A 25,173-nucleotide genomic window follows, 5' to 3' on the forward strand; every position below is an offset into this window, starting at 1 on the left:
GCTCGGGGTATGCCCACAGTCCTCCTCGTCCGCCACGGCCGCACCACCGCGAACGCCGGCGGGATCCTCGCCGGGCGCGCCGGGGGAGTGCGCCTGGACGCCGTCGGTCGTGGGCAGGCGCTCCGGACGGCCGAGCGTATGGCGGGCGTGCCGCTGGACCGAGTCGTCACCAGTCCGCTGGAGCGGTGCCGGCAGACCGCGCGCATCCTCCTGGAGCACCAGGCTGACACGCCGGCGTCGACGACCGACCAGGGCATCACGGAGTGCGACTACGGGCAGTGGCAGGGTCGCTCGCTGAAGGACCTGGCCGCCGAGCCACTGTGGAAGGTCGTGCAGACGCAGCCGTCGGCCGCCACGTTCCCCGGCGGCGAGTCGCTCGCGGCGATGCAGGCCCGGAGCGTCGCCGCGATCCGGCGGCACGACGCCGAGGTCGACGCGCAGCACGGCCCTGGTGCGATCTGGGCGGCGGTCTCGCACGGTGACGTGATCAAGTCCGTGCTCGCCGACGCGCTGGGCATGCACCTGGACCTGTTCCAGCGGATCAGCGTCGGGCCGGCGTCCGTCTCGATCGTGCGGTACGGCCCGCACCGGCCGGAGGTGGTGGCGACCAACACCGACTTCGGTGACCTGTCGTGGCTGCGCGTGGCCGCGCCGGTCGGTGACGCGCCCGTCGGGGGTGGCGCCGGGCCGGGACCTTCCGACGACCGGGACGCCCCGCAGTCCTCCTGAGAGAGTCGGAGACGTCCTGACGGAGGGCGCGTGCGCTCGTAGAGTGAGGGCATGCCCACTCTCGTCCATGAGTTCGACTGGCCCGACCGCGTCGTCGTCGGGACCGTCGGGATGCCCGGGTCCCGCACCTTCTACCTGCAGGCACGCTCGGGCACGCGCACGGCCAGCGTCGCCCTGGAGAAAGAGCAGTCCGCAGTCCTGGCTGAGACGATCGGGCGCCTGCTCGACGAGCTGATGGCGGACCCGGACAACCGGTACAGCATCCCCGCCGACGTGCCCGCCGAGCTGATCGACGACGACCCCCTGGACCAACCGGTCGAGGAGGAGTTTCGCGCGGGGTCGATGCGGCTCAGCTGGGACCCGCGCACGGCGCAGGTCGTCGTCGAGGCGTACCCGCTGGTGGAGGGCGACGAGCCCGACCAGGAGGACGACCAGCCCGAGCCCGCCGAGGTGCTGGTGGTCCGGATGCCCGTCGGGACGGCGCGCGCGTTCGCGCAGCGCACCCGCGTCGTCGTCCGCTCCGGCCGCCCGCTGTGCCCACGGTGCGGTCAGCCCATGGACGCCGACGGGCACGAGTGCGTGCTGCCCGACGACGCGTGACGTCGCCTGACGCCGATCTCGACGAGGCGTCGCTCGAGATCGTCGGACGCATCCGCGTCGCCTCGAACGCGACGTTCCGGGCCCGGATCGGTGCCGTCGACGTCGTGTACAAGCCCGTGGCCGGAGAGAACCCGCTGTGGGACTTCCCGGACGGCACCCTGGCCGGCCGGGAGGTGGCCGCCTACCTGGTCTCGGAGTCGCTCGGCTGGGGGATCGTGCCGCGCACGTGGCTGCGCGACGGGCCGTCGGGTCCGGGGATGGTGCAGCTCTGGCAGGACGTGGACCTGTCGCAGTCACCGGTCGACGTCGTCCCGACGGACGCGGTGCCGTCACACGGCGTGCGGACGGTGCTGGAGGGCGTCGACGAGGACGACCGGCCCGTGACCTTGGTGCACGAGGACACGTCGGCCCTGCGCCGCATGGCGGTGTTCGACGCCGTGGTCAACAACGCCGACCGCAAGGGCGGGCACGTCCTGCCCCTGGCGGACGGACGCCGCCTCGGCGTCGACCACGGCGTCACCTTCCACGTCGAGCCAAAGCTGCGGACCGTGCTCTGGGGCTGGGTCGGGGCGAGCCTGAGTACAGACGAGCTAGCGGGCGTCGCGCGCATTCGGGCGGACCTCGGACCGGAACTCGGCGGCGAACTGCCACGCCGGCTGGCTGGCCTCCTGACGGCGGACGAGGTCACGGCGCTCGCGGATCGGTGTGATCGGTTGCTCAGTGCGGCAGGTTTCCCAGCTCCATCGGGAGACACCCCTCCCGTCCCTTGGCCGCTGTTCTAAACAGGTTCGTCAACCCAGCGCGTGCGGTCGCGGACGCCTGATCGCGCGCGGATCATGAACGTCCATCGCCGAGGATGCTGTCCAAGTTGGGGACGACGACCGTGCGTAGCGAGGACCCAGTGCGTATGCGACTGCTCGACGGCGCGTAGGGCGCACAATCGAGGCGTTCCGACTCCTCAAGAGTTCGCCCGACTAGCATCGATCGATCTGTGTCAGACTCCTACCCATGACGGCTGGTCCTGCGCCACAACCTAGTAGCGATGCGGAAGATCTGCGAGCGACCTATGCAGCGCTCTTGGCACGTCACCAGCAAGCTGACTCGCGAACGTGGCAGGTGGTCGCGACCTCCATCGCGACTGAAGTCGCGCTATGGATCGGCCTAGGCCAAAATGTAGACACTGCACTTTACCTGCTTATAGGTTTGGGTGCGCTCATGGTAGGAGTGGTTTCTATTCTCGCCATTCGATACACTGAGCTTAGCTCCATGCTCGACCGGCAACTGCTAGGCGAGTACGAGGAACAGTTCAGAATCCCCGCTCATCTGCGCCCGCACTATGACAAGCGTTTCGAAGATCGGATTTGGGAGGTAAGTGCCCAGCTCCCGGTTGAACGGCGAGAAAGACTCTTCAAGCGGCGGATTGCGAAGCAACGGCCGCCAGAGCCCCACACTGGCGAAATTCCGCCGCTCTGGCGGTTCGACATGTTATTGAGTGCACTCGGCCAGCCGTCGATAGTCTTTACCGCGGCTCTCGCAGTTGCAGGAAGCGCCGGATTCGGTCTTGGTATCTTTCGGGCGAGCGGATCGCAAATCCTTTCGGTCTCCATCACGATCCTGTCTTTGATTTTACTCGCGTTGCCTTGGTTTGCGTCTATGCAGTCGGCGATCGGACGCTTCCTGCGGCGCGCAATTGCTAAATTGATGCCGTGAGCCTTGGTCCCGCGTTGCCCAGGATCGGCACATTGTTCACACTCGACTACTTGGGTGGCCCACCATTGGAGTTGGCGGCTTCGTCGATACTCTAGTGCTCGATTCAGCGTGCGAGTGCCACATCATGCTGCCACGGATCGGTTTCGTGTGAGTTCGGCCTTGGCGTGACTTCCACGTCGAACCAAAGCTCGGCACAGTGCTGTGGTTCGGTTATGAACTGCCTACGCGCCGATGAACTGGTGGTTGCCGCGCGCGACCGGGTGGGATCTCGACGGCGTCTGGCGCCTGCTTGGACGGCTCCTAACGGCGGGCCAGATCAGCGCGCTCTCGGTTCGGTATGACCGATGCTGACTGCAGCGTGAGTGCCCACTCCCTCGCGAGAAGACGCTCGCGCTCCCATGGCCGCTGATCCAGCCGTTTATGCGGTTCAGCTGCCGTGCGAGTCCGCAGCGTTGAGCGTCGCGACGACCTGGTCGTAGTCGCCGCGCGCCTCGCCGTGGCGGAGGAACTTCACGCGCTCGACGAGGATCTCGTACGCGTCCGGCTGGGTCCGCAGCAGGTCGACGACCTCGCTGACGAACTCGTCGAGCGGCATGGCGAACGAGCTCTCGCGCTGGCCGGGCATGAGGTCGGTCGCGACGGAAGGCGGTACGAGCTCCGTCACGCGGACGCTCGTGTCGGCGAGCTGGAGGCGAAGCGCCTCGCTGAGCATGTGGATCGCGGCCTTGGAGGCGTCGTAGCTCGGCGTCGCCTTGAGCGGGGCGAACGCGAGGCCGGACGACACGGTGACGATCGTGGCGTGCGGGCGCGTCTGCAGGTGCTCGACGAAGGCGCCGACGAGGCGGATCGGGCCGAGCACGTTGGTCGTGAACGTCTCCTCGGCGGTCGCGAGGAAGCCCTCGGGGTGGTGCCAGTCCTCGACGCGCATGATGCCGGCCATGGCCACGAGCGTGTCGAGGTCGGGGTGGCGCTCGAGCACCTCCTTCGCGGCCGACGCGATGCTCTCGGGGTCGGTCGTGTCGATGCGCACGGTGTCGATACCGGGGTGCTCGGTCGCGATCTGTTCGAGGAGATCGGCGCGCCGCCCGCCGACGACGACGGTGCTGCCCTGCTCGTGGAGCGCGACGGCGAGCGCGAGGCCGATGCCGCTCGTCGCTCCGGGGATGAAGACGGTGCTGTTCGTGATGTCCATGCCCCGATCCTCGACGGATTCCCGCCGCCGCGGCAGAGACGGTCGAACGGGGGACCGGCGATCCCTGGCACGGGCCGCGCCCAGCCCGGACGATGGGACGCATGGACCGTGCCGCGCTCGCCGACTTCCTCCGCCGCCACCGCGAGGCGCTGCAGCCGGGCGACGTCGGGCTGGGACCCGGGCTGCGGCGTCGGGCACCGGGGCTGCGCCGCGAGGAGGTCGCGCAGCTCGCGCTCATGTCGACCGACTACTACACGCGCCTGGAGCAGCAGCGCGGCCCGCAGCCGAGCACGCAGATCCTCGCGTCGATCGCCCGCGCGCTGCGCCTGACCGACGACGAGCGCGACTACCTCTACCGCGTTGCGGGCCACGGCGTCCCGGACCGCACGGTCGACACCGGCCACGTCGCCCCCGCGCTGCAGCGCGTGCTCGACCGCCTCTCCGACACCCCGGCGCTCATCCTCGACCCGCTCGGACGGACGCTCGTGCAGAACGACCTCGCGCGCGCCCTCTACGGCGACGCCACCGCGCGTACCGGGTGGGAGCGCAGCGAGATCTACCGCTGGTTCGCCCACCCCGAGACCGCGCGCGCCGTCTACCCGGCCGACGACCGGGCGCGGCAGGGGAGGGCGCTCGTCGCGAGCCTGCGGGCCGCGCTCGGGACGCTGGGGCCGGCGTCGGGCGCTGGCGATCTCGTCACGGCGCTGGGGCGGACGAGCCCGGAGTTCGTCGAGCTGTGGGCGCGGCAGGAGGTCGCGCGGCGCTTCACCGACCACAAGGTGCTCGTGCACCCCGAGGTGGGCGAGATCGAGATCGACTGCCAGGTGCTCCTCACCGAGGACCAGCTGCAGGCGCTGCTCGTCCTCACGGCGACGCCGGGCAGCGCGTCGGCCGAGAAGATCCGGCTGCTCGGCGTGCTCGGCACCCAGGACCTCGCCGTCGACGACGCGGCGCCGCGTCACGCAGCACGGTGAGACCGACGAGTTTCGTCGCTGCCGCCGGTCTGGTCGTCATGCACCCGATCGAAGGAGAAGTGCGATGCGCGACGTGACCTACTCGATGGGAATGTCGGCGGACGGCTACATCGTCGACCCCGACGGGCGGTTCGACTGGTCCGCTCCCGACGACGACGTCTTCCAGCACTTCACGGACGAGCTCCGCGACGTCGGGGCTCACCTGCTCGGACGTCGGCTGTACGAGACGATGCTCTACTGGGAGGAACCTGACGAGGTCGCGTCGTTCGGCGAGGCGGAACGCACGTGGGCCGAGCTCTGGAAGGCCGTGCCGAAGATCGTCTTCTCCACGACGCTGTCGGCGGTGAAGGGCACCAACACCCGGCTCGCCACCGGTGGTCTGGCCGCGGAGGTCGCTCGGCTGCGTGACGGGCCGGGGGAGGGCGACATCGCGATCGGCGGTGCGACCCTCGCCGCCGAGGCGGCCGCGCTGGACCTGATCGACGAGTACCGCGCGATGGTCCACCCGGTGCTGGTCGGCGGCGGCACCCCATACTTCCCGCAGCGTGAGCGGCACGTCGACCTCCGCCTGGTCGAGACCCGGACGTTCGCGTCGAGGATCGTGCTCCACCGCTACCGGGTCGAGCGGCAGCCCTGACCGGCCCTGATCGGGACGGACAGGTCACCCGAGGCGGGGACGAACGGCGCATCTCGGCGCGGCTTGTTACCGTGCCGTGAGTGCTCTCGAACTGGAAGCGTCAGCGCGCCGCGCGGCGCCTCAAGCCCGGTGACGGTCACTCCCTGCCGCGATTCCGGTGGTGGCAGCTGTTCTCGCGCACCATCTTCCATCTCCGGCTCGCCGGCGAGGACGGGCGACCGCAGACGTGGTCCGTCGATGTCCGGCTCTGGGGCGACTCCGATGACGGCGAGGTGCGCGCGCGGCTGTACCGGGACGGTCGGCACGAGGCGACGTCCAAGCTCCCGGCCGAGTTCCCGGTCACGGGCGGCGCCATCGAGGTGGTCACCAGCGGCTACGGGCTGAAGCGTTGTCACGTCGTCCCGGACGACGGCGGCCCGGCACGCCAGCTCGTCCCGGACCCGGCCTCCGCCGAGGGGCGCCGCGCCCGCCTCGAACGCGAGCACCCAGGGATGAGCAGGACGATCGGGTTCGTCACCTGGTCGGTCCTCGTCGCCGCGCTGGTCCTCGGCGTCCCCCAGCTCGTGGAGCAGATCTCGCACATCCCGCCCGTCGCGGAGGACGTCGGCACCTTCACCTCACCGGTCCACCTCTCCGCGACGGTCAACGTCGCGCTCGTGGTCGCCACCCTGCTCGCGAGCACCGAACGCGCGTTGCGCCTGCGCTACCACTGGTTGCTCGACGGCGGGCTGTTCGACGGCGACGACTGAGGCGTGGACGTGGTCGCGCACTCGTCGCGGCTCCAGGTCAGCCGCGCGTGCTCTCGACCAGCTCGAGGTCGCCGGGGAGCCACGTCCTGTCGAACCAGGGCTCGAGCGGCCCGTACAGGCGCAGCAGGGGGAACCAGGACTTCCCGGGCGCGGTCTCGACCCAGTTGCGCTCGCGTCCTTCGGGCGGCTCCGGGCCGAACCACAGGACGATGCTCCCGTCGTCCTCCGTCGCGACGGTCCCGGTGAGGCTCATGACGCTCGGGTGCGGGTCGGACGTCTGCAGGAGCGACCGGGTCTGGGTGTCGTAGATGTCGACGGCCCAGAAGTTCTCTGCCGGTGGGTTCGGTGTCAGCACGAGCCGGTACGTGCGGGCACCGTCGAGGACCGCGCCGGCCGCGTCGTGCGCGGTGTAGGCGTAGGCGGAGCCTGCACCCACCTGGGCGTGCGCCATGGCCGGAGTGATGACCGTCGCGAGGAAGTGGAACTGGGTCCTGGCGTCGAGCAGGCGCGCACCGTCGGCGAGGAACTCGTACGAGCCGCCGAGGAACCCGTTGAGCCAGCGCGACCCGGGCGCGATCGGCGCCTCGGGGTCGCGCGGCGAGTACACCAGCGCGCGACTCATCGCCGCGGCGGTGCGCGCCGCGGTGTCGAGCGTCGCGCGACGCTCTGGGCTCGGCGTGAACGGCCGGCCGTGCTGGATGCCCACGGCACGCAGCAGGCCCGCGCGTTCCGGGTCGAGGGCGCCCGGCGGTTCCTCCGCGACGATCTCGGCGACCTCGTCGAAGAAGGATGCGTCGTTGGCGTGGACCGTGTTGACTCGGGCGCCGGCGATGTTCACGAACTCCGTCTCCGGCGGGTCGTCGACGTCCGCGAGCGGGTAGACGCGCGTCGTTCTCATCGCCGGCACGCCGCCCAGCGCGCGCAGCACGACCCAGTTGGTGAAGGTCGGCGTGCGGTACACGTGGTAGCCGTCCGGGACGCCGCCGTCGTGGTCCGGCGGGAGGAACAGGTACCGACCGCCCTCTCCCCGGTCCGGTCCGGCGATACCCATGTCGGCGACGTACCGGAACCAGAAGTCGTCCACGACGCACAGCGACTGCTGCGGCGGCTCGATGACGAACGGCCCCGTCTCGTGCAGGTCGAAGAAGAACGTCCCGTACGTCGTCTCCGTGTTGGCGGTGAGGAAGACGCCGTTCGAGTCGGCGCGGGGTTCGGTGTAGCCGATCTGTGTCGACCGCACGAGGCCGAGGCTGCGGAAGCCCTGGCGCATCGCGACCAGCGATGCGCCGGGGATCGTGCTGAGGTATGCCTCGATGCCGCGCACGAGGTCGAGCGACGCGTACAGGCGCTCGACGGACTCCGGCGTCGGGACACCGTCCACGAGCTCGAACCGTCCGAGCGGGGTGTCCAGGGGTGACGGCGTGCTCACCGCCGACAGGACCGCCGCCAGCGGATCCTCCTTCAGGTGCTCGGCGCGCTCGGTCATGGCAGGCCCTTCGTCCGCGGGTGCGACCAGCGTCCCGTCGACGCGCGGTCACCGTCACCGTAGGACTGCCGAGGCGCCCGGGCGACCGGGGCCGATCCGCGCACGACCCGTGACGACGCCGGCCCTGCACCCAGCGAGGGGGAGCAGGCCGTGACAGCCTGACCAGGGCACGTCCGACGAGAGGGAGTCACGATGGGGCTGGGCACGCGACGAGCGAAGGTGCGCGAGAGTCAGCGGGCGGACGACCGGCAGCCCGCGCCCAGCCCGCCTCCGGGGGTCTCCGCGTTGTGGGCGGACGGTGTCGGTCGCGCCGGTACGCGGTCGGTCCAGGTGCTCGCGATCGTCGCCCTGGGCGCCGTCGCCGTGTTCGCCGTGACCCGCCTGACACTCATCGTGATCCCCGTGCTCCTCGCGCTGGTGCTCGCCGCGGCGATCTCGCCGCTCGTGAGCCTCTTGCGTCGCAAGGGCGTGCCGTCGTTCCTGGCGACGGTGCTCTCGCTCGTCGCGCTGGTGGCCCTGCTCGCCGGGGTCGTCTGGTTGGTCGCTGCCGCCGTCGTGAACCAGTGGTCGCGGCTCAGCGACCAGGCCATCGAGGGTTTCGACGAGCTCCAGGCCTTCGTCCAGGACCTGCCGTTCCAGATCACCGACGAACAGATCCAGTCGGTGCGGGACTCACTCGTGGGACTGCTCCAGTCCGACGCCGTGGGCGCGGGTGCGATCGCCGGCGTCTCCCAGACCGTCGACTTCGTCGCGGGCTTCCTGGTCATGATCGTCGTGCTGTTCTTCTTCCTCAAGGACGGACCGCAGATCTGGGAGTTCCTCCTGCGTCCGTTCGACGGCCCGCGGTACGAGCGAGGACGGCGGATCGGCGACGCGACGGTGACCACGCTCGGCGGCTACGTGCGCGGCACCGCGATCGTCGCGGCGGTGGACGCCGTCGCGATCGGGATCGGGTTGGCGATCGTCGGGGTACCGCTGGTCATCCCGCTCGCGGTGCTGGTGTTCCTGCTGGCCTTCATCCCGCTCGTCGGGGCGACGCTGGCCGGGATCCTCTCGGCACTGGTCGCGCTCGTGGCGCTCGGGCCGCTCGAGGCGCTGATCGTGGTCGCCATCGTCGTCGCGGTCAACCAGCTCGAGGGCGACCTGCTGCAGCCGGTCGTGATGGGGCGGACCCTGCGGCTGCACCCGCTGGTGATCCTCGTGGCCCTGACCGCCGGCACCGTCCTGGCGGGCCTCACCGGGGCAGTGCTGGCCGTCCCGGTCGCGGCGTCGATCTGGAGGGCGATCCAGGTGTGGGACGGCGAGGACCTGCCCGCGCGGTTCGCGCGGCCCAAGGACCGCGAGGTGGCGGACGCCGCCTCGACCGGCCACGCACCACCCCGATGAGCCCCAGCGGTCCGCACGGCCGGCGCCGCGTCGGCCTGAGACGATGTTCCGAAGAGAGACCCGCTGCGAGGAGGAACCGTGCGTGTCATCAGCGTGATCGCCGACATCCCGGTGGCCGACATCGACGCCGCCAAGGACTTCTACGCGGAGTACCTCGGCCTGAGCGACGAGGAGTTCGACCTGGGCTGGGTGGCCCGCTTCACCTCGCCGGAGTCGGGGGCGAACGTCCAGCTCGTCACCCGTGATGCGACCGCTCAGGAGAATCCCGTGGTCTCGGTCAAGGTGGACGACGTCGAGGCTGCATTCGACGAGGCCCGCAGTCGCGGGTACGAGATCGTGCATCCTGTGACCACCGAGCCCTGGGGTGTCACCCGGTTCTTCGTCCGGGCTCCGGACGGCACCGTGGTCAACATCGTCCAGCATCGGGACTAGCGCTCACGCGGACGGGGCGGCGGTGCTACCCGCCGAGCCCGTCGCGTCGGTGGATCCGGCCGCCCTGGTCCAGCTCGAGGACGGCATCGATACCGAGCCGGTCCAGGAACCGGTGGTCGTGGCTCACGACCAGGAGCGCGCCCCGGTAGGCGTCGAGGGCCTCGGCGAGCTGCTGGACGCTCGCCACGTCCAGGTTGTTCGTCGGCTCGTCGAGGACGAGCAGCTGGGCGGGCGGATCGGCGAGGAGCAGCCGCGCGAGAGACACCCGGAAGCGTTCACCGCCGGAGAGCGTCGCGACGGGCCGGTCGACGCCGCTCCCGCGCAGCAGCAGCCGGGCGAGCTGGTTGCGCACCGTCCCCGGCGGTGTCCCCGGAGCGACGTCGCCGACGTTCTCGAGGGCGCTGCGGGCGTCGTCGAGCGCGTCGAGCCGCTGCGGCAGGTACCCGACCCGGTCCGTCAGGAGCGTCCCGTACGGGCGTCCGGGAGCCTGCTCGCCCGCGTGGACGAGCTGCTCGACCAGGGTCGTCTTCCCGGACCCGTTGGGCCCGACGAGCGCGACCCGTTCGGGACCCTGGACGACGACGGTGCGCTCGCCGTCGTGGATCTCCGCGAGCCGGCGACCGCGGGGCACGTCCGGGTCGGGCAGGGTGAGATGGATGTGCTCGTCGTCGCGGACCCTCGCGTCCGCCGCGTCGACGACGGCCTGCGCGGCCTGGACCTTGTCGTCCAGGGTCGTGCGCATCGAGCCCGCTGAGGCCTGCGCCTTGCTCGCGCGGGCGCCCGCGAGGATCTTGGGGATCCCGCCGTCCCTCTGGGTCTTCTTCCCCGTGCGTTCGCGGCGGGCGAGCTTGGTCTCGGCCTCGACGCGCTGGCGCTTCTCGACCTTCAGCGCCTGCTGCGCGGTGCGTGCCGCCTGCGTCGCGGCCGCCTGCTCGTTCTCCTGGTGCTCCGCCCAGTCGCTGTACGGTCCGCCGAACACCTCGACGGTGCCCGCGTGCAGCTCGGCCGTGGCGTCCATGTGCTCCAGGAGCTCGAGGTCGTGGCTGACGACCACGAGCGTGCCCGGCCAGGTGTCGACGAACCCGGCGAGCCGGGCGCGGGTGGGCCGGTCGAGGTTGTTCGTCGGTTCGTCGAGGAGCGTGACGGCTGGTCGTCGGATGCGCAGGCCGGTGATCGCGATCAGCATCGCCTCGCCGCCCGAGACCTCACCGACACGCCGGTCGAGGTCGGCGGCGCCGAAGCCGATGTCGTGCAGCGCCTCGTCGGCGCGGGACTCGATGTCCCAGTCGTCGCCGACGGCGTCGAAGTGCCGCTGGTCGACGTCGCCCGCCTCGATCGCGCGCAGGGCAGAGAGCACGTGGTCGACGCCGAGCAGCTCGGCGACGGTGGTCGTGTCGGTGAGGGTGAGCGTCTGGGGGAGGTACCCGACGTCGCCGACGACGTCGATCCGGCCGGAGGTCGGCGCCAGCACGCCGGCGATCAGGCGCAGGAGGGTGGACTTCCCGGCGCCGTTGCGGCCGACGAGGCCGGTGCGCCCGGTCGTGAACGTGCCGTTGAGCCGGTCGAGCGCGACCGTCCCGTCGGGCCACTCGAAGGTCAGGTCTCGGAAGGTGATGGCGGATCTCGAGGACATGCGTGGTGCTCCTCGTGCCGGTGACGGCGAGGTCGGCGACGTGATGGACGGGTCGGCCGGGCTGGGCCGCGCCGTCCGCGACGAAGTCCCCGAGAGCGATCGAGAGCGATCACGAGCGCCGGGAGGGTCGCGGACCGGAGTGCGTCGTCGGTCCGGGGGACCGTGACGAGGGCAGGGGCCATCACCGAGGGGCGCGCTCGTGCGCGCCGACGCTGGGTGAGGGCCACCGGCAGCCCGGTGGCTAGAGTCTGTCGACCTCGATATCCACGTGCCCAGGCTAGCAGCCGCGGGTCTTGGCCCTGGTGGGCGTTGCGCCGGGTCGCTCGACCATGGCGCCGCACGCGGCGGCTCAGGACACCTTGCCCTGGAGGAGGCGACGCCAGTAGATCGTCGGCTGCAGGTAGCGGTCGAACAGGAGCAGGCTCGCGCGCGGACGGGCGAGGTCCACGAGCCGCGACGTCGGCTCGGGGACCCCGTCGCGGTCGAACTCGGCGAGCAGGAGCTTGCGGCGCGACGTGGTGACGGGCGCGACGGAGTAGCCGTCGTAGTGGCGCATCGGGGTGCGCCTGCGTCGCGCCTGGATGTTGCGCGCCACGACGGGCACCTGGCGGCGCAGCGCACCGCCGGACGGCATGGTGTCGACCGCCGCGGCGTCCCCGAGGCCCCAGACGCGCGGGTGGCGCACGTGCTGGAGCGTCCGGGTGTCCACGGCGACGAAGCCGTCGCTCGCCGCGGTGGCAAGGCCGCTGTCCGCGATCCAGCCCGGTGCGCGGTGCGGGGGAGCGAGGTAGAGCGCGTCGTAGTGGGTCGTGTCCAGGCCGTGGTGCGAGCGCAGGCGTGCGGTGCGGTCGGTGGCGTCGACGGACTCGAGCGTCGTGCTCGTGCGTACCCGCACGCCGTAGTCCTCGGCGGCGGCCCGCAGCTCGCGGTCGGCGCGCGGGTCGTCGACGAGCCGCGGCGCCTCCACGACGAGCTCGACGTCGATCGCACCCAGCACGCCCGTGCGGCGCCAGTGGTCGGTGGCGACGAAGAGCGGCTTGAGCCCGACGGGAGAGCAGGGCACGTGCCGTGCGGAGAGGAAGAACACCGCGCGTCCGGCGGTGAGCGACGAGAGCATCGACCACGTCGTGGCCGCGAGCTCCGGCAGGTAGCTCGTCGACGCGGACGGAGTCCCGACGGCCTCCTCGCTGCCCGGCACGGCGTCCCAGTCGACCTCGGAGCCCGGGCACACCACGAGGTCGCCGTAGCCGAGCTCGGTGCCACCCGCGAGGCGCACGACCGAGCGCTCGGGGTCGACGGAGACCACGCGGTCCGCGTACCGCACGACCCCGTCGGGGACGACGTCGTCCTGCGGGCGCGAGAGGTCGTCGAGCGTCGCCATGCCCGCGGCGACGTACGACAGCAGCGGGCGGTACCGGTGCACGTCCTCGGGCTCGACGACCGCGACGTCACGGCAGCCGTCGCGTCGGACGCGGCCGGCGAGGGAGAGTCCCGCGTTGCCGCCGCCGAGGACGAGGACGTCGTGCTGCCGGGTGGGGCTCATGGAGGATCGCCTTCGCGTCGGGTACGGGTCCCGCCCACGCTACGAGGCGTCGCGCCCGCTCGCCGCCCGGTACGCGGCAGGGCCCGCCGAGCACGACGACGGCTGCGGCGACGGACTACCTCCAGCGGTCGCGCCACCGTTCCCACGGCGGCGAGACCGCCCAGTTGAGTCGTAACGTCCGCCACGCGCGGTCCATGCGCCGCCGACGCTGGAGCCGTCCGCGCAGCGACCGTGCCGAGCACCCCACGCGCCAGCCCCGGTCCAGGCGCGGGGTGCGGCGAGCGCCGAGCCGGAACGCGAGGTCGAGGTCGTCGTGCACCTCGGCGTCGTCGCGCACCGCGTGCTCGCGCACCGCCGACCACGTCGTGGTGCGCACCGCCATGCACGAGCCCCACAGGGCGGTGTGCCCGAGCGCCAGCAGGCCCAGGACGTAGTACGTGCCCAGGTAGGCGATGGAGACCACGGTCCGCAGCCCGCGCGGCAGGTCGTGGAAGACCCCGGTCCCGGTCAGTGCGTCGAGGTCCGGGTCGCTGGTCATGCGCCGGACGATCGTGGCGACCCAGTAGGGGTCCGGTCGCGAGTCCGCGTCGAGCCTGCCGATGATCTCGCCCTTCGCGGCGTCGTACCCCGCGGCCGCGGCGGACGGGATGCCGACGCGCGGCTCGTGCACGACGGTGGCGCCCCACCGGTGCGCGACGGCGGCCGAGCCGTCCGACGACCCGTTGTCGACGACGACCACCTCGAGCGGCGCGACCGTCTGGCCCGCGAGCAGCGCGAGACAACGGTCCAGGGCGACGGCGTCGTCGCGGACGGGGATGACCACGGAGACCCGCAGCGCGTCGTCGGGCCTCATCGGCGTCCGCCCGCGGGCGGACGCGTCGTCAGCACCAAGCCCGCGAGCGCCGACCCGACCAGCCCTGCGGCGAGGTCGACGACCGTGTCGGTGTAGCCGACGCCGATGCGGTCGTCGAGGTAGGTGTGCCCGGCCCACTCGCCGATCTCCCACAGGATCGCGACCACCGCGCCGAGGCCGGTCGTGAGCACGACCGTGGCGAGGCGCGGGCCGCCGGATGCCGCGACCTCGGGACCGGGCACCACACCGCGTCGGACGACGAGCACCACGGACATGACCGCGATGAGTCCCGTGCACGCGGCGTGCACGGGCAGGTCGAGCCAGGGGAGCGCGCGGTACCAGTCGAGCTGCGCGGCCCACGCGGCGACGAGCAGCGCGAGGCCGTACGCGACGTCGAGCACGGTCGGGGCGCCGAGCGCGCGGGGGATCACGACTCCGCCCAGGACGAGCAGGAACAGGGCGGCCGCGACCCCGCCGAGCGCGAGGAACGCGACCACGACGCTGACCAGCGCCGCCACGCGCACCACGTCACCGGGGACGAACCCGCCCAGACGGGCACGCAGCCCCGAAGGGCCGGTCGATCTCGCCATCCGCACTACCACCTGCTGCGTCGTGCTCACCGCTGCCTCGACGGCGCCGAGGAGGTGCCGGAAGTCTCACACCGCGCGCACCCGCTCGCACGGGGTCGGACGCCCTCGGGGCGAGGGGCGGCCGGAGCGGCCGCAGCGGTCGCGGACGCCGATGGCGAGCCGGCTCCGCCGCGGTGCTCACCTGCGGAGGGCTCAGATCGTCCGCACGGGGACCTCGCCCGCGTCCTGCGCGGAGGTGCCGAGCGTGGCGGCCGGGACGGACCGGACGGTGAGCAGGTCCCCGGTGGCGAGGTCGCCGTCCCCCGAGCGGTCGACGTGGACGCGCACCGTCGCGTCGGCCGGGACGTCGTCGACGTCGATCGCGAACGCGAGGTGGCCGCCTGCGACCACGTCCACACCCCGCAGCACCACCTCCGCGAGCCGGACGGAGGAGACGTCCTGGAGCGTGGTGTCCTCGACCGACACGTGCACGGTCGCGACGCCGGCCGCAGCGTCGTCCGGGACGGTGACGGTGCCGAAGAGCGTGCTCATGCTGCCACCATCGCACGGTCGCGACGTGCGAGCGTCGTGACGACGGCGTCCGTGATCGGCAGTCCGGTGAGGTCCTCGCAGAACTGCCACAACCCGGCCGGGTTGACCTCGAAGAACACGTGCTCCCCGTCCGGCCGGCGCCGAAGGTCCACCGCCCCGTACACGAGCCCGAGGCGGTCCATGAGCGCCCGCACCCGGCGCAGGACGTGGTCGGGGAGCGTGATCGGGCGGACCGCCGCCTCGTCGAGCACCATGCGCATGTCGCTGGGCAGGCTGGTGCCGGTCGCGTCGATCTCGGTGGTGAACGCCTCTCCGTCGACCATCGTGACGCGCAGGTCCACGCCCGGGACGTACTCCTGGAGGATCGTCGGTGCGAACCGCACCTGGTCGAGGCGCTCCACGTCGGCATCGTCGAGCACGTGCGTCTCGCGCCAGGCGTCCGCCCGGGCGATGAACGCCTTCGTCACGACCCGACCCGGGCCCGTCGCGGCGACGAACTCCCGTGCCCGTGCCGGGTCGCGCGTGACGACGGTGCGCGCCAGCGTGAGGCCCAGGTCCGCGGCGACCGCCCACTGCCAGGGCTTGTGGTGCGCCGCGGCGTCGGAGGTCGGGTCGTTGACCCACCGCAGCGGGAGGGCGGCGACCACGCCCTCGAAGACCTCCGCGAGCTCGCTGCTCGCGAACTCGGCCGCGGCCGGGTCGGTGATCGAGGGGTCCACGGGTGTTCCGCGCAGCCGCCGCCACCAACCGGTCGTCGCGTGCCGCAGGTCGTGGGTTCCGTCGGGCGTGACGAGCCGGAGGTCCGCGGGGACGCCCGTGGCGTGGCCGAGCTCGAGGGACGTGGTGGACCCGAGGGTCGACGTGTCCAGGAGCACCACGTCGTGGCCGAGCGCCCGCAGGCGCTCGACCACGACGGCGGTGTGGTCGTCCTGAGGAAAGCTGACGACGAGGATCACCGTCAGATCCCGGCCTCGGTGGCGGCCTGCTCGGCGAGGGCCGCCACGGACTCACGGACCGCCTCGAGCGCGGTGGTGATCTCCGCGAGCGCGACGGCGAGATCTGCCGCGGTCAGGCCGGTCGTCCCGTCCTGGTCCATGCCGTTCTGCTGCGCGACGGCCGCCTGGTAGCGGCTGACGAAGTCGCTGTCCCGCCCGAGGACGAACGGGAGGGAGCGACCGAGCGCAGGGTTGATCACGAGGCTTCCGGGCCGGAGCGGCTCGACGACCTCCCGGATGGTCGGCTGCACGTCGCGCAGCGGCTTGACCGGGTCGCGCAGCGGCTTGACCGGGTCGCGAAGCGGCTTGGCGACCTCGCGGACCGGTTCCTTGACGGACTCTCGCAGGATCTCCTTGATCGTGGTCACCGGGTCGAGCACGGGCTCCTTGACGTTGTCCTTGAACGTCGTCTTGGGCCAGGCCAGGCCCGGGTACATGACCTTCAGCCCGGCGACGTCGCCGGCGGACAGGGAGTCGCGCTGCCCGATCACCGTGCCCGCGGGGACGCTGCCGATCGGCACGAGCGTCGGCTGCCCGTTCTTCGAGAACGCGGTGGTGGGGTAGTGCATGATCGAGCCGTAGTCGTAGGCGCCGAGGTCGTCGCCGTCGCTGATGTGCTGGTTGAAGTTGTGCTCCTTGCCCGACTCGATGTTCACCCAGTTCACCTGCACGAACGCGTCGCGGTCCTCCCGCGACTGCTCGTGCCACAGGCCGAACGCGTGCCCGATCTCGTGGATGGTGTTGCCCACGGTGCAGCCGGAGCCGAGCGTGATGTCCTGCCGGCTCGAGCGGCGTCCGACGGCCGAGCTGCAGCCGCCTCCGTCCACGAACCGGACGTAGTCGCTCTCGCCGTTGCGGGGGACGAGGCGCAGCGGGGTCTTGGCGTGCCAGTGCGCGATCGCGTTGTGCACGCGGGACGGGTTGGACAGGCCACCATCGATCTCGTAGGGGATGACCCCGTTCGGCCAGCGGAACTGCGCGCCGCTGATCCCGACGGCCTGGAGGATCTCCGCACCTTCTTCGTCCGAGGTGAGGGTGGCGACGTCGCGCGCCTGGGCTTGCGCCACGGTGCCGATGACGATGTCGCCCTCGACGACCGCGAGCCCGTCGACCTCTGCCCACACCATGGGCAACGACGCGAAGCCGTACCCGTCGACCAGCGCGGTCCCGCCGACCGGTCCGGTGGCCTGCTCGCACGCGGGGTGCTTGCCCGGTGGCGGCTTGGTGCCCGACGTCGTGCGTCTGCTGCGGGTGGAGCCCGACGATCCGCTCCCCGTCGTCTTCTTCTCGGCCATCGGATCTTCCTTCCTCGATCCACGGCGCGTGTGGCCCCGTCGTGGGCGGAGCACGGCGCTCCTACGGAGAGGGAGGGGACGACGCCGCCCGGTGATGCGGCCCGGGATCGTCCGACCGCCCGGCGACGGGCCGTCGACGCGCCGAAGGCCTCAGCCGCAGGTGTCGCAGACGCCCGTGGCGGGGAGCGTCATGAAGCACGTGGGGCACACGGGCGCCGGCCGCTCCGGCTCGGACGTGCGGCGCGCGGCCGTCGTGCGAGGTGCCCGAGGCGTGGACGGCGCGGCGCGGCGCGCGCGCGGTGCCGGAGCCGGCGGCGCGGTGACAGGTCCGGTCGCGTCGAACCCACGCTTGCGCAGGATCGTCACGGCGTCGACCGTGCTGCCCGCCAGCTCGTCGGCCGTGGCCGTGCGGCCCGTCGCGAACTTGTGCGCGACGCCGAGGACCGCCCGCGCGTCGTACTCGTGGCCTTCGTGCTCGAGCGACTCCCGGACCGTCCGCGTGAACCCGTAGACACCCAGGAAGTTCTGGGCCCCGCGGTCGTCGTACTCGGCGATCGCGGCGAGGATGTGCTGGCGGGTCACGGCGGAGAAGGTAGCCATCCCACGAGCCTAGTCCGGCCCCGGAGGGGCCCAGGACCCGGATGCGCGACGGGCCCGTGTGGGGAAGGACACGGGTCCGGCACCTGCCCCGGTGCCGCGTCGGTCAGGGCTGATCCTCCGGTGGACCGGAGGCGCGCCCGCCGAGCGCGGCCCGCACCCGCGCTCTGCGGGCGTAGTACTGCGGGCCGAAGCGACGGCGTGCCCGCGCGAGACGGCCGGGACGTCCCGCGTACCGCCGCCGTGCCCAGAACGAGGAGGGCTTGGCGAGCCGGATCGCCCCGACGGTCGCGACCAGCGGCACGACGATGCCGATCAGCCCGGTCGCGAGCTTGCCCTTGAGCAGGCACACGAACGCGAGCGCGAGGTGCGCGACGACGACGACCGTGTAGAGCGTCCAGAAGGACGAGCCGCCGGACGACGCGTCTGTCGTGACCCCGACGGGCGAGCCCGAGAACAGCAGCGCGGCCCCGAGCGCGCCGCCGACGAGGATCGCGTCGATCGACCGCTGCCCCTCCTCGCTCCAGTACACGTCGTCCAGGTAGAACCACAGCGCGAACTCGTCGAGCGCGAGCGCAGCGCCCGCTCCGAACAGGAGGGCGAGGAGCTCCGTCCACGGGTGCCCGGGGGAGTAGCGGAACTGGAGCATCCCGGTGAGGAGCACGAGCAGGATGCCCCACACCTGGTGGTGCACGTGCACGCCACCGATCGTCAGGTCGCCGAGGAGGCGCCGGCGCGGCCGTGCCCCGGTCGGCGCGGGCTCCTGCTCGGTCGAGGACCGCGCCCGGATCCGGCGCGTCACCGACCGCACGACGACGAACGTCACCACGAACCCGACCAGCGCGGCGAGCGCGGGCGAACGACCGGTGTCGACGACGTGCACCGTGAACCAGTCCACCTGCCCACCTCCGCGCCACGGTATCGTCGCGTCCATCCTCGAGGGTGATCGGCCGCGGGTCGACCGGGAGCCGGAGGTCGGCTGCTAGCGTGACCGGCGGATCCCACGGCGACCTCGCCGCGGTCGAGGACGGGAGAACCGATGACCACGCCGGCGTCGGACCCGACCGAGGAGCCGACGATCGCGGCCGAGCACCGTTCTCCGCAGGACCCTGCACGGAGCCGGACCGTCCGCCCGGCCCGGACGATCCTGCTGCTCGTCGTGGCGCTCGCCCTGCTCGCCGCTCCGGCCTGGGTCCTCGCGACGACGGGCGACGTCGTCCGGCACCAGCACTGGGCGCTCGGCGCGCTCCTCGCGACGAGCGCCGGGGCGGGCCTCGTGCTGGTAGCACTCACGCTCCGGCGTGCCCGGCGACGCCGGGACCCCTGCGATGCGCCCGAGCGTGGTCGCCGGGTGTGGTCGAGCATCGGCGAGGGTGCGTGCGTGGTCCTGCTCGTCGGGATCGCCGCCGCCGTCGTGTGGGTCCGGCCTTTCCCCGCGACCGACCGGGCGCTCGCGGACCTCGAGAGCTCCGCCACCGTGGAGGTGCTGGAGACGGCGGGCTGGGTCGCGTTCGTGCCCAGCGACGACGCGGCGGCGACGGGTCTCGTGTACTCCCCGGGGGCCCGGGTCGACGTGCGGGCCGCGGCGCACGTGCTGCGTCCGCTCGCCGAGGCCGGCTACGTCGTGGTCGCGCTCAAGGAGCCGCTCGGGATCGCCGTCGCCTGGCCCGGCCAGTCGGGCACGGCGATCGCCGGGTTCGACGACGTGGACCGGTGGGCGGCGGGCGGCCACTCCCTCGGCGGGGTCGTCGCGTCGTCGTACGCCGCCGGGCACGAGGACGTCGTCGGCGCGCTGCTCCTGCACGGGTCCTACCCGGCGGGTGACATCAGCGGCGCGGACCTGCAGGTCACGTCGGTGTGGGGGTCGCGCGACGGACTGACGACACCGGACGCCGTCGAGGCCTCGCGCGCGGACCTGCCCGGCGACGCGACGTTCGTCGAGGTCGTCGGTGGCGTGCACGGGTTCTTCGCCGACTACGGGCCACAGCCTGGCGACGGGACGCCGACCATCACCCGCGACGACGCGCAGGCACAGGTCGTCGCCGCGAGCATCGACGCGATGGATCGGCTCGCCGCCGACCGGGGCTGAGCCGGCCGCGCCGAACCCTCCGGTCGGCGGTCGTCCGCACGGCTGGACACGCCGCACCGCGGACCTCCACCCGGCGGCCGCGAGCCTGCGGGCAGGGCATACTGTCCTCGCCGCGGGGTCCTGCCCGCGGGGGACGCCCCACCGGGCCCGCACCTCTCGGAGGCCCCAGATGGCCACGCAGTCCACGCCGCCCGTCGTGCCGGTCCCCGGCGAACTGCGACTCCCGCCGGGCGCGCGGCGCCGGTTCCTCGGCGTGCTCGTCCCGCCCGCCCAGCGCCGGGGGCTCGACGAGCTGTCCGACCGGCTCGACCTCGACGCCGGCGACGTACGGGCCAAGCGCTCGGCGTTCTGGGCGATGCTCCTGCTCTCGGGCCTCATCGCCGTCTGCGGCGTCGTCACGGACTCGACCGCGACGGTGATCGGGGCCATGATCATCGCGCCGCTCTCGACGCCGATCCTCGGCATCGGGCTGGGAGTCGTCACGGGTCAGGGCCGCCTGGTGGGTCGCTCGGTCCTGTACGTGGTGACGGGGCTCGCTGCCGTCGTCGCGCTGGGGTGGCTCGTCGCGCTCGTCGTGCCGGACACGACGAGCGTCCTCGCGAACTCGCAGGTGACGGGGCGCACGTCGCCCGGGCTGCTGGACCTCGTCGCCGCGTTCGCGACAGGGTTCGCCGGCTCGATCGCCCTCGCGCGCAAGGACCTGGCCGACGTGCTGCCGGGCATCGCCATCGCCATCTCGCTCGTCCCGCCCCTCGGTGTGGTCGGGGTGTGCCTCGGCGCGGGTGCGCCGTCGCTCGCGGCAGGCGCGCTGCTGCTGTTCTGCTCGAACGTCGTCGCGCTGGTCATCGCGTCCACTGTCGTGTTCACCGGTGCCGGGTACGCGGGCGACGCCGCCCGCGCGCGCCGCCTCGCCGACCCGACTCCGCGGCGGCGGCGCGCCTACCTCGCCGCGGCGGTCGCGCTGCTGGTCGTGGCGATCCCGATGGTCGCCAACACCGTCCAGGCCACGCTCGCGGACCTGTGGGCCGGCCAGACACGGGATGCGGCCGAGGCGTGGCTGGCGGACGACCCGGACGCCACCGTGGACGACGTGTCGTGGAACGGTACCGACCTCGTGGTCTCGGTCCGCACGCCGAACGATCTGCCCTCGGTGAGCCGGCTGCAGGACGCCGTCGACGACCTCGTGCCGTGGGACCCGGAGGTCGTCGTCGTGCACACCGTCGGTGAGCGTGTCGTCGGAACTACGGGGTGACGACGGTGAGCTGAGACGGCCGAACCGGCGGCAGGACCTCGCGCGAGACCCTGCCGCCGGTGCCGACGTCTCATGGACGTCGACGGTCGGCGTCCCTGACCGCGACACAGCCTGGACTCGTGAAGCGGCCTCGCGGCGCCGAGGGCGACCTGGATCAGGCCGCCGGGGTGCCCTGCGAGAGCTGTGCGAGGTGATCCCACTCCTCCCACAGCGCGAGCCGACGCTCGAGCTCGGGACGGATGAGCGCCAGCCCGTTCGCGCCGAACAGCACGCGCAGCGGCGGATTATCGGCGTCGGCAACGGCCAGGAGCGCCTGCCCGGCTGCGGCGGGGTCGCCCGGTGCGATGCCGGTGCCGGCAAAGCCCGCCATGACGCCGGCGCGCGCGTTGTCGTACTCGGGCAACTGTGGCGCAGCGGATCCGAGCTCGCTCGGGAAGGTGAGCGGCTCGACGAGGGTCACGTGGATCCCGTACTCAGCCACCTCACCGCTCAGCGCCTGGCTGAGCGCCTCGAGCGCCCACTTGGTGGCGTGGTAGCTGCCCATGGTGGGCAGCGACACCACTCCGCCCATCGACGAGATCTGGATGATCCGGCCGCTGCGCCGGGCACGCATGGCGGGAAGCACCGCCTGCGACGCGTAGAGCGCACCGAAGTAGTTGACCTCCATCTGCGCGTGCGCCTGCGCGGAGGTGACCTCTTCGATGGCTCCCATCACGGCCTGGCCGGCGTTGTTGACCAGGATGTCGATCGCACCGAACGCCTCCACTGCGGCCGCGATCGACTGGTGCACCGCGGTCTCGTCAGTCACGTCGAGCGCTAGCGGGTGCACCAGGTCGCCGTAGCCCTCGACGAGGAAGTCCAGCGACCCGATCGAGCGAGCGGTCGCGGCCACCCGGTCTCCGCGGGACAGCGCAGCGCTCGCCCACTGGGCGCCCAGCCCGCGCGATGCGCCGGTGATGAACCAGGTCTTGTTCGTCGTCATCTCGGTCGATCTCCTTCATCCTCTGTTCCGGAGATACGTCTCCGTTACGAAAAAGCTAGCATAGCGGAGGTCCACCTCCGATTCAGCCGTGCCCCGAGGAGCCTCGTGAACGCGCACCCGACAACTCCGCCGACCAATCAACGTGCGCGACGCAAGGACGCGATGCGCAACCGGGCGGCGCTCATCGCCGCAGGAGCTGAGCTGTTCGACGCCACTGGCCCTGTCCCGACCCTCGACGACATCGCCCGCCGGGCCGGCGTCGGCGTCGGCACGGCATATCGGCACTTCCCGAACAAGTACGTGCTGGCGCAAGCGGTGCTCGCCGAGACCATGGAGACGATGCTCGCGGCGGCCGAACGTGCAGCCCGATCCGATGACGCGATCACCGGCTTCTTCGACTTCTTCGCGGCAGTTCTCGAACCGCAGTCGAGCAAGCGAGCGCTGGCCACCCTGCTGCGCTGGGTACCCGACTCGGAGCCCGACGCCCGTGCCGTACAGAGCAGGGTGGAAAGGTGTATCGACACCCTCCTGCAGCGCGGTCGGGAGCAGCAGACGATCCGCTCCGATCTCACCGCGACCGACGTCGGCGTGCTGATGTCGGCGATGACTCACGTGATCGAAACGTTCGGCGGCACCCACCCCCGGCTCTGGAGGCGACTGCTCCCGGTGGTGGTGGACGGCATCCGGTCAGACTCCCCCACGCCGCTGACCGGGGCGCCGCTGAGCACCTCTGACTTTCTGCGTCAGCTCAGCGGGCAGTAGCCGTCGTGGGCGGGAGGTCTCCGTCCAACCACGAGAGCCCCGTAGGTGCAGCACAGGTTGACCACGGGGAGGTCGAGGAACCGCGAGGTTCTGGCAGGAGCTGAGCGAGCCCTCGCCCACGCCCAAGACGCCCTGGTGGGACAGGGTGCTCAGTGCGACGTGGGAGCCTGCCTCAGGCGACGTCGAGGTCGGCGTAGAGCGCGGCGTGGTCGGACGCGGCGTGCTGGGGTGCTGACATCGTGTCGTAGTGCTCGAAGAGGGTGCCGTTCGTGCCACCCCACACACCGCGCCGGAACACCGAGCCGCCGACGGTGCGCTCGAACAGCGCAGGGGAGAGCAGGACGTAGTCGATCTTCTGTCCTGCGGTCCCGTTGGCGTACGTGCCCGGCCGGCCGTCGCCCACGAACGCGGGGTGCGTGGTGACGTCGCGCAGGTCGGTGCGTTCGAGGAGCGGACGCAGCGGCACCGAGTCCGGGGTGTCGTTGAGGTCGCCCACCACGACGACGTTCTCCTGCCCCCGCGCCCGCAGGTCGCGGTAGATCGCCGCGACCCGGGACGCCTGCCGTCGGCGCGTCGCGTCGGACTCGCGCTGCGTGCCGTACCCCTTCGACTTGAAGTGGTTGACGAGGACGGTCAGGCGCGTCCCGCCTGCCGTCTCGACCGCGTACTCCGGGCAGTCGCGGCCGAAGATCAGCCGCCCGCTGCTGTCGCGGTCGTCGACGTGCGTGCGGATGTCGCGCAGGGTTGCGCGCTTCGTGGTGAGCAGCCCGACGTCGATCCCGCGGTCGTCGTTGCCGTCGATCACCATGACGTGCGGGTACACGGGGCGACCCGTCCGGGTCACGACGCCGGCGTCCGTGAAGTGCTTGAGCGCGACGCGGCTCTCGGCCTCGACCACGGCGAGCACGTCCGCGTCGACGTCCGCGATGACCCGCGCGGTGTGCGCCATGGCGAGCTCGTCCACGCGGTCCTTGACGAGGTCGACCCACCCGACCCAGTCGCCCCGCCCGCTCGCCACGACCCGCGTCTCGGCCGTGCCGGCGGACAGCGAGCCGGTGCGCTTGAGCAACCGGCCTCGTACCTGGCGGAGCACCGCGAGGGCCGCCGAGTCCGACCGCAGCAGACCGAGCGTGGCGAGGTGGGCCAGGATCTGCTCGCGCACGTCCGGGGTGTACAGCTCCTCCTCGAGCAGACCCCCGAGCCGGGCGTGCGCGTCGAGCACGGTGCTGCCGCCGGCCCCGATCTGCCCGCTCATGGCGCGCGGGCGCTCGAACAGGTTCTCCACGTTGAACGTCCCGACCCGGATCGTGGCCATGGCAGGCTCCTTCCGCCTGCCGGGAGAGAGCGTGGACAGGACGGGATCGGGACGTCCGCGCGGCGGAGGGGTCGGGCCACGGGATCACCGGTGCCGGGCCGCCCTGCCTGGTGGGTCGCGACGTGGACGGGCCCGCGGCGGTTGACCTCTCGCCCGCAGGCCTCGCGCGCCGACCGGTCCGTGGCACGGGCCGAGGAGCGGTTGCGGGCGGCGCTCGCGGACTGATCGCGTCAGGGCACCGCACGCCCGTGCGGGCCCGGGGCCGAGCCGCGGGGGTACAGGTCGCGGAACGCCGGCTCGTACGGCCTGCGCAGCAACCGCATGCCGGCCTCCTCGGGCGTGCGCCCGCCCTTGACCGCGTTGCACGGCTCGCACGCCGCGACGGCGTTGAGCCACGTCGTGGCGCCACCCTGGCAGCGGGGCACGACGTGGTCCATCGTCGTGGCCGTCCCGTCGCAGTACGCGCAGCGGCCGCGGTCGCGGCGCAGCAGCGACGCGCGCGAGTAGGGGACACGTCCCTGGCGCTCGTACACCCACTTGGTGTGCACGTAGCGCACGAGCTCGACCGACCGGGGACGCTGGTACGGGCCGAACGTCTCGCCCTCGACGGACTCGAAGACCTCGGCGACCCGGCGGTGCAGCATACGGATGGCGTGGCGGAGCGTGACACGGCCGAGCACCTGGGTCCTGCCCAGGTTGTAGATCACGACCTCGCTCATCCGGTCCGCTCCTTCACGCGCCACCGGGGCCGGTGCGTCACCGCCCCGGCCCGACGCTCTGCAGGCTAATCCGCCGCGGGCGTCACGTCCACGGTATAGAGGTGGTCGGTGTCGTCCGGCGG

The 25,173-nt window shown here is 72.2% G+C and carries 26 protein-coding genes; 12 read left to right on the top strand and 14 right to left on the bottom strand.

Annotation, left to right across the window (positions count from 1 at the left end):
* Positions 1 to 9 precede the first annotated feature (9 nt).
* From IF651_RS01615 to IF651_RS01630, 4 genes are all read left to right on the top strand, one after another.
* Positions 10 to 729 carry a histidine phosphatase family protein gene (locus IF651_RS01615; RefSeq protein ID WP_191827318.1) on the top strand — a complete coding sequence of 240 codons (720 nt, stop codon included), beginning with the start codon at positions 10 to 12 and terminating at the stop codon, positions 727 to 729.
* Positions 730 to 780: 51 nt separating this feature from the next.
* Positions 781 to 1,329 (top strand): DUF3090 domain-containing protein, encoded by a 549-nt coding sequence (locus IF651_RS01620; RefSeq protein ID WP_191827319.1) that lies wholly within the window; start codon positions 781 to 783, stop codon positions 1,327 to 1,329.
* Entirely contained in the window at positions 1,326 to 2,111 is a 786-nt protein-coding gene (locus tag IF651_RS01625; protein WP_191827320.1) for an SCO1664 family protein, read from the top strand. Before IF651_RS01620 ends, IF651_RS01625 begins: the two co-directional genes overlap by 4 nt.
* 226 nt (positions 2,112 to 2,337) lie before the next feature.
* Complete coding sequence (locus tag IF651_RS01630; protein ID WP_191827321.1) at positions 2,338 to 3,039, top strand: hypothetical protein; 702 nt, start codon at positions 2,338 to 2,340, stop codon at positions 3,037 to 3,039.
* A gap of 427 nt (positions 3,040 to 3,466) precedes the next feature.
* Here the strand turns inward: IF651_RS01630 and IF651_RS01635 are convergent, their stop codons facing one another.
* Positions 3,467 to 4,231: an SDR family oxidoreductase gene (locus IF651_RS01635; protein ID WP_191827322.1), complete on the bottom strand. Its 765-nt coding sequence runs from the start codon at positions 4,229 to 4,231 to the stop codon at positions 3,467 to 3,469.
* 101 nt (positions 4,232 to 4,332) lie between these two features.
* On the opposite strand from IF651_RS01635, the gene IF651_RS01640 reads away from it, so the two are divergent.
* The 3 genes from IF651_RS01640 (at position 4,333) to IF651_RS01650 (ending at position 6,591) form a co-directional block, all read left to right on the top strand.
* Positions 4,333 to 5,205: a helix-turn-helix transcriptional regulator gene (locus tag IF651_RS01640; protein ID WP_191827323.1), complete on the top strand. Its 873-nt coding sequence runs from the start codon at positions 4,333 to 4,335 to the stop codon at positions 5,203 to 5,205.
* Positions 5,206 to 5,269: 64 nt separating this feature from the next.
* On the top strand, positions 5,270 to 5,842 hold the full coding sequence (locus IF651_RS01645) for a dihydrofolate reductase family protein (RefSeq protein ID WP_191827324.1): 573 nt from the start codon (positions 5,270 to 5,272) through the stop codon (positions 5,840 to 5,842).
* Between the two features lie 80 nt (positions 5,843 to 5,922).
* Positions 5,923 to 6,591 carry a hypothetical protein gene (locus IF651_RS01650; RefSeq protein ID WP_191827325.1) on the top strand — a complete coding sequence of 223 codons (669 nt, stop codon included), beginning with the start codon at positions 5,923 to 5,925 and terminating at the stop codon, positions 6,589 to 6,591.
* Between the two features lie 37 nt (positions 6,592 to 6,628).
* Here IF651_RS01650 and IF651_RS01655 read toward each other — a convergent pair whose 3' ends face one another.
* The gene (locus IF651_RS01655; RefSeq protein WP_191827326.1) at positions 6,629 to 8,077 is read right to left on the bottom strand and encodes a DUF1254 domain-containing protein; all 1,449 of its coding nucleotides are present in this window, start codon (positions 8,075 to 8,077) and stop codon (positions 6,629 to 6,631) included.
* A gap of 192 nt (positions 8,078 to 8,269) precedes the next feature.
* Between IF651_RS01655 and IF651_RS01660 the strand changes: the two genes are divergently transcribed.
* Positions 8,270 to 9,463, top strand: a complete 1,194-nt coding sequence (locus IF651_RS01660; protein ID WP_191827327.1) for an AI-2E family transporter — start codon at positions 8,270 to 8,272, stop codon at positions 9,461 to 9,463.
* 78 nt (positions 9,464 to 9,541) lie between these two features.
* The gene (locus tag IF651_RS01665; RefSeq protein ID WP_191827328.1) at positions 9,542 to 9,895 is read left to right on the top strand and encodes a VOC family protein; all 354 of its coding nucleotides are present in this window, start codon (positions 9,542 to 9,544) and stop codon (positions 9,893 to 9,895) included.
* 25 nt (positions 9,896 to 9,920) lie between these two features.
* On the opposite strand, the gene IF651_RS01670 is transcribed toward IF651_RS01665, so the two are convergent.
* The 9 genes from IF651_RS01670 to IF651_RS01710 all read right to left on the bottom strand — a co-directional run bounded on the left by IF651_RS01670 (position 9,921) and on the right by IF651_RS01710 (position 18,830).
* Positions 9,921 to 11,528, bottom strand: a complete 1,608-nt coding sequence (locus IF651_RS01670; RefSeq protein ID WP_191827329.1) for an ABC-F family ATP-binding cassette domain-containing protein — start codon at positions 11,526 to 11,528, stop codon at positions 9,921 to 9,923.
* A gap of 349 nt (positions 11,529 to 11,877) precedes the next feature.
* Positions 11,878 to 13,071 (bottom strand): NAD(P)/FAD-dependent oxidoreductase, encoded by a 1,194-nt coding sequence (locus IF651_RS01675; RefSeq protein ID WP_191827330.1) that lies wholly within the window; start codon positions 13,069 to 13,071, stop codon positions 11,878 to 11,880.
* 115 nt (positions 13,072 to 13,186) lie between these two features.
* Positions 13,187 to 13,924: a glycosyltransferase family 2 protein gene (locus tag IF651_RS01680; RefSeq protein ID WP_191827331.1), complete on the bottom strand. Its 738-nt coding sequence runs from the start codon at positions 13,922 to 13,924 to the stop codon at positions 13,187 to 13,189.
* A complete protein-coding gene (locus IF651_RS01685) occupies positions 13,921 to 14,514 on the bottom strand; it encodes a DUF2238 domain-containing protein (RefSeq protein WP_191827332.1) in 594 nt (197 codons plus the stop codon). The genes IF651_RS01680 and IF651_RS01685 overlap by 4 nt, the downstream gene beginning before the upstream one ends.
* Before the next feature lie 192 nt (positions 14,515 to 14,706).
* Positions 14,707 to 15,045, bottom strand: coding sequence for a hypothetical protein (locus IF651_RS01690; protein WP_191827333.1), 339 nt, complete (start codon positions 15,043 to 15,045; stop codon positions 14,707 to 14,709).
* Entirely contained in the window at positions 15,042 to 16,001 is a 960-nt protein-coding gene (locus tag IF651_RS01695) for an MvdC/MvdD family ATP grasp protein (protein WP_191827334.1), read from the bottom strand. The genes IF651_RS01690 and IF651_RS01695 overlap by 4 nt, the downstream gene beginning before the upstream one ends.
* A 2-nt stretch (positions 16,002 to 16,003) precedes the next feature.
* Positions 16,004 to 17,335, bottom strand: coding sequence for a M12 family metallopeptidase (locus tag IF651_RS01700; RefSeq protein ID WP_191827335.1), 1,332 nt, complete (start codon positions 17,333 to 17,335; stop codon positions 16,004 to 16,006).
* Positions 17,336 to 17,485: 150 nt separating this feature from the next.
* Positions 17,486 to 17,935 carry a ScoMcrA-related endonuclease gene (locus tag IF651_RS01705; protein ID WP_191827336.1) on the bottom strand — a complete coding sequence of 150 codons (450 nt, stop codon included), beginning with the start codon at positions 17,933 to 17,935 and terminating at the stop codon, positions 17,486 to 17,488.
* Between the two features lie 103 nt (positions 17,936 to 18,038).
* Positions 18,039 to 18,830: a hypothetical protein gene (locus IF651_RS01710; protein ID WP_191827337.1), complete on the bottom strand. Its 792-nt coding sequence runs from the start codon at positions 18,828 to 18,830 to the stop codon at positions 18,039 to 18,041.
* Positions 18,831 to 18,971: 141 nt separating this feature from the next.
* Between IF651_RS01710 and IF651_RS01715 the strand changes: the two genes are divergently transcribed.
* Together IF651_RS01715 and IF651_RS01720 are read left to right on the top strand one after the other, a co-directional pair.
* Positions 18,972 to 20,021 carry an alpha/beta hydrolase gene (locus IF651_RS01715; protein WP_191827338.1) on the top strand — a complete coding sequence of 350 codons (1,050 nt, stop codon included), beginning with the start codon at positions 18,972 to 18,974 and terminating at the stop codon, positions 20,019 to 20,021.
* Between the two features lie 169 nt (positions 20,022 to 20,190).
* Positions 20,191 to 21,273: a TIGR00341 family protein gene (locus tag IF651_RS01720; protein ID WP_191827339.1), complete on the top strand. Its 1,083-nt coding sequence runs from the start codon at positions 20,191 to 20,193 to the stop codon at positions 21,271 to 21,273.
* 154 nt (positions 21,274 to 21,427) lie between these two features.
* Here the strand turns inward: IF651_RS01720 and IF651_RS01725 are convergent, their stop codons facing one another.
* Positions 21,428 to 22,255 (bottom strand): SDR family NAD(P)-dependent oxidoreductase, encoded by an 828-nt coding sequence (locus tag IF651_RS01725; protein ID WP_191827340.1) that lies wholly within the window; start codon positions 22,253 to 22,255, stop codon positions 21,428 to 21,430.
* Positions 22,256 to 22,360: 105 nt separating this feature from the next.
* Here IF651_RS01725 and IF651_RS01730 point away from each other — a divergent pair, with 105 nt between their 5' ends.
* The gene (locus IF651_RS01730; RefSeq protein ID WP_191827341.1) at positions 22,361 to 23,017 is read left to right on the top strand and encodes a TetR family transcriptional regulator; all 657 of its coding nucleotides are present in this window, start codon (positions 22,361 to 22,363) and stop codon (positions 23,015 to 23,017) included.
* Between the two features lie 172 nt (positions 23,018 to 23,189).
* Here IF651_RS01730 and IF651_RS01735 read toward each other — a convergent pair whose 3' ends face one another.
* Positions 23,190 to 24,332, bottom strand: coding sequence for an endonuclease/exonuclease/phosphatase family protein (locus tag IF651_RS01735; RefSeq protein ID WP_194719716.1), 1,143 nt, complete (start codon positions 24,330 to 24,332; stop codon positions 23,190 to 23,192).
* 230 nt (positions 24,333 to 24,562) lie between these two features.
* A complete protein-coding gene (locus IF651_RS01740; RefSeq protein ID WP_191827342.1) occupies positions 24,563 to 25,051 on the bottom strand; it encodes an HNH endonuclease in 489 nt (162 codons plus the stop codon).
* Between the last annotated feature and the right edge of the window lie 122 nt (positions 25,052 to 25,173).

The sequence above is a fragment of the Cellulosimicrobium arenosum genome, assembly GCF_014837295.1.
Lineage (GTDB): Bacteria > Actinomycetota > Actinomycetes > Actinomycetales > Cellulomonadaceae > Cellulosimicrobium > Cellulosimicrobium arenosum.